The organism is Marinimicrobium sp. UBA4209 (assembly GCF_002381585.1).
Taxonomy (GTDB): domain Bacteria; phylum Pseudomonadota; class Gammaproteobacteria; order Pseudomonadales; family Cellvibrionaceae; genus Marinimicrobium; species Marinimicrobium koreense.
This window is the reverse complement of the sequence record NZ_DFTP01000080.1, coordinates 9,133-11,123: the sequence shown is the minus strand read 5'-3', so window position 1 is coordinate 11,123 and position 1,991 is coordinate 9,133. Positions and strand designations below refer to the sequence as shown.

The window sequence follows — 1,991 nt, the reverse complement described above, 5'->3', positions numbered from 1 at the left end:
TGATGCTGGTGATCGTGCTCGGCAATACCTCCTTTGTCGGTATTCCCCTGATTCAGGCACTGCTCCCACCTGAAGCACTACCCTACGCACTGCTTTACGATCAGACCGGCACGGTGATCGCCCTGAATACCTATGCGGTCATTGTGGCGGCCTGGTATAGCGGGCAGGACACCTCCTGGCGTAAAGTCAGCCGCACCATCTTTACCTTTCCGCCGTTCGTGGTGCTGTTGCTCGCGTTTGCGACCTTCCCGCTGGATTACCCGCATTGGTTCACTTACGCCACCGGACGGATTGCGGAGAGCTTGGTGCCGGTGGTGATGGTGGCGGTGGGGCTGCAGTGGCAGTTGAAACTGGATAAGGAACACCTGCTCCCGCTGACCGTGGGTCTGGGGTATAAGCTGGTATTGATTCCGGCGATTGTGTTTGCGGTGTTCGCCGTGCTGGATCTGCACTCCGTGGCGGCGCAGGCGGTCGCGTTACAGACGGCAATGCCGGCGATGATTTCGGCGGGCGTGGTGGCTATGGCTCATGGTTTGGCGCCGAGGCTGGTGTCCACCATTGTCGGTTACGGCTTGTTGCTGTCGCTGGTGACCGTGCCGCTTTGGAGTCAGTTGCTGTAAGGGTGTGATTGTCGGCTTACGCGCGGTGCGCTAAGCCGACCTACTCGTGGCTCAGGAAGACCGTTCCGTAGGTCGGCTTAGGCCAAAGGCCGTAAGCCGACAACCACCTCGGGCGCGCTTAAGCTGACAACTCCCTCCCATTTACGCCTGATGCCAAAACGGCTGCCCGATGGTCGGCGTGCTGGGGCTGGCCGTCTGCCGGCGGGTCATCAATCCGGCTTTGAAGGCTTTTCGGCCGGCATCAATCGCGTCGGCAAACGCCTCGGCCATCAAGGGCGGGTTGTGTGCTTTCGCCACTGCGGTGTTCAGCAGCACACCATCAAACCCCATCTCCATCGCCTCGGTAGCCTGCGAGGGGGCGCCCAAACCGGCATCAATGATCAGCGGCGTGTCCGGCAAGCGCTCGCGCAGGGTTCTCAGATTGTAGCGATTGAGCAGCCCCTGACCGGTCCCGATGGGAGAACCCCAGGGCATCAACACCTCGCAGCCCACATCAAGCAGGCGCTGGCCTAAAATCAGATCGTCGGTGCAATAGGGCAGCACCTTGAAGCCTTTCTGAATCAATTGTCCGGCGGCATCGACGAGTCCAAAGGGGTCCGGCTGCAGATTGTAATCATCGCCGATGACCTCCAGCTTGACCCATTCGGTGTTGAATATTTCCCGGCTCATTTCCGCCAGGGTCACGGCTTCCTTGACCGTTTTACAGCCGGCGGTGTTGGGCAGTAATCGACAGCCGCTGCGCTGAATCATTTGCCAGAACGCATCGCCGCTGCCCTCGGTCGGGTTTTGCCGACGCAGCCCCAGGGTGACCACCTCGCAGCGCCCGGACTGAATCGCGTCCAGCATGCATTGTGGTGAAGGGTAGAGAGCGGTCCCCAGCAGAAACCGGCTGTCGAACGATTCGCCGTACAAAACCAATTGATCCTGAGACATGATCAGCCTCCTCCCACGGGCCGAACCACATCGACCTGATCGCTGCTTTGCAGAACCACCTGCGGGTACTGTGCCCGGGGTACAAATTCACTGTTGATGGCAACTGCCACTGGCTGGTCAGCATACTGCCACCGCTGCAGAGCGTCGCTCAGGGGCGTGTCGGCGGGCAGCTCAACCCGCTCGTTGTTCAGACTGACTATTATCATTGAGAGCGTTCCGGGAGAGATTCAATAAATGGGGTGCGAATTCGGTGTCGGCGCCTTCGTCGATCATCGCCATCACCTGATCGACCACCGCCGGTGCCAGCAGATAGCCGTGCCGGAAGAGGCCGTTCACCCGTAGCAGGCGATCTTCTCGAGTGATCCCAGGGTTATTGTCCGGCAATGCGGGACGCAGATTGACGGACTGCTCGACGATTCGCGCTTCGGAAAAGGCCGG

At 60.0% G+C, this 1,991-nt stretch carries 3 protein-coding genes and 1 pseudogene; 1 reads left to right on the top strand and 3 read right to left on the bottom strand.

Going from position 1 to position 1,991, the window contains the following annotated elements; genetic code table 11:
• A partial coding sequence (locus B3187_RS11975; RefSeq protein WP_286806691.1) for an AEC family transporter occupies positions 1-620 on the top strand: 620 nt, incomplete at its 5' end.
• A 141-nt stretch (positions 621-761) separates the two neighbouring features.
• On the opposite strand, the gene B3187_RS11970 is transcribed toward B3187_RS11975, so the two are convergent.
• The 3 genes and pseudogenes from B3187_RS11970 to B3187_RS11960 all read right to left on the bottom strand — a co-directional run.
• Positions 762-1,553: a thiazole synthase gene (locus B3187_RS11970; RefSeq protein WP_286806689.1), complete on the bottom strand. Its 792-nt coding sequence runs from the start codon at positions 1,551-1,553 to the stop codon at positions 762-764.
• 2 nt (positions 1,554-1,555) lie between these two features.
• Complete coding sequence (thiS, locus tag B3187_RS11965) at positions 1,556-1,759, bottom strand: sulfur carrier protein ThiS (RefSeq protein ID WP_286806688.1); 204 nt, start codon at positions 1,757-1,759, stop codon at positions 1,556-1,558.
• Positions 1,725-1,991 (bottom strand): annotated as a pseudogene (locus B3187_RS11960) (glycine oxidase ThiO); the annotation flags it as partial. The gene thiS and the pseudogene B3187_RS11960, both read right to left, overlap by 35 nt.

Bases quoted from the DNA above. Each gene is read 5' to 3' on its own strand.
- B3187_RS11970 (WP_286806689.1), bottom strand. From the start codon at position 1,553: ATGTCTCAGGATCAATTGGTTTTGTACGGCGAATCGTTCGACAGCCGG.
- thiS (WP_286806688.1), bottom strand. From the start codon at position 1,759: ATGATAATAGTCAGTCTGAACAACGAGCGGGTTGAGCTGCCCGCCGAC.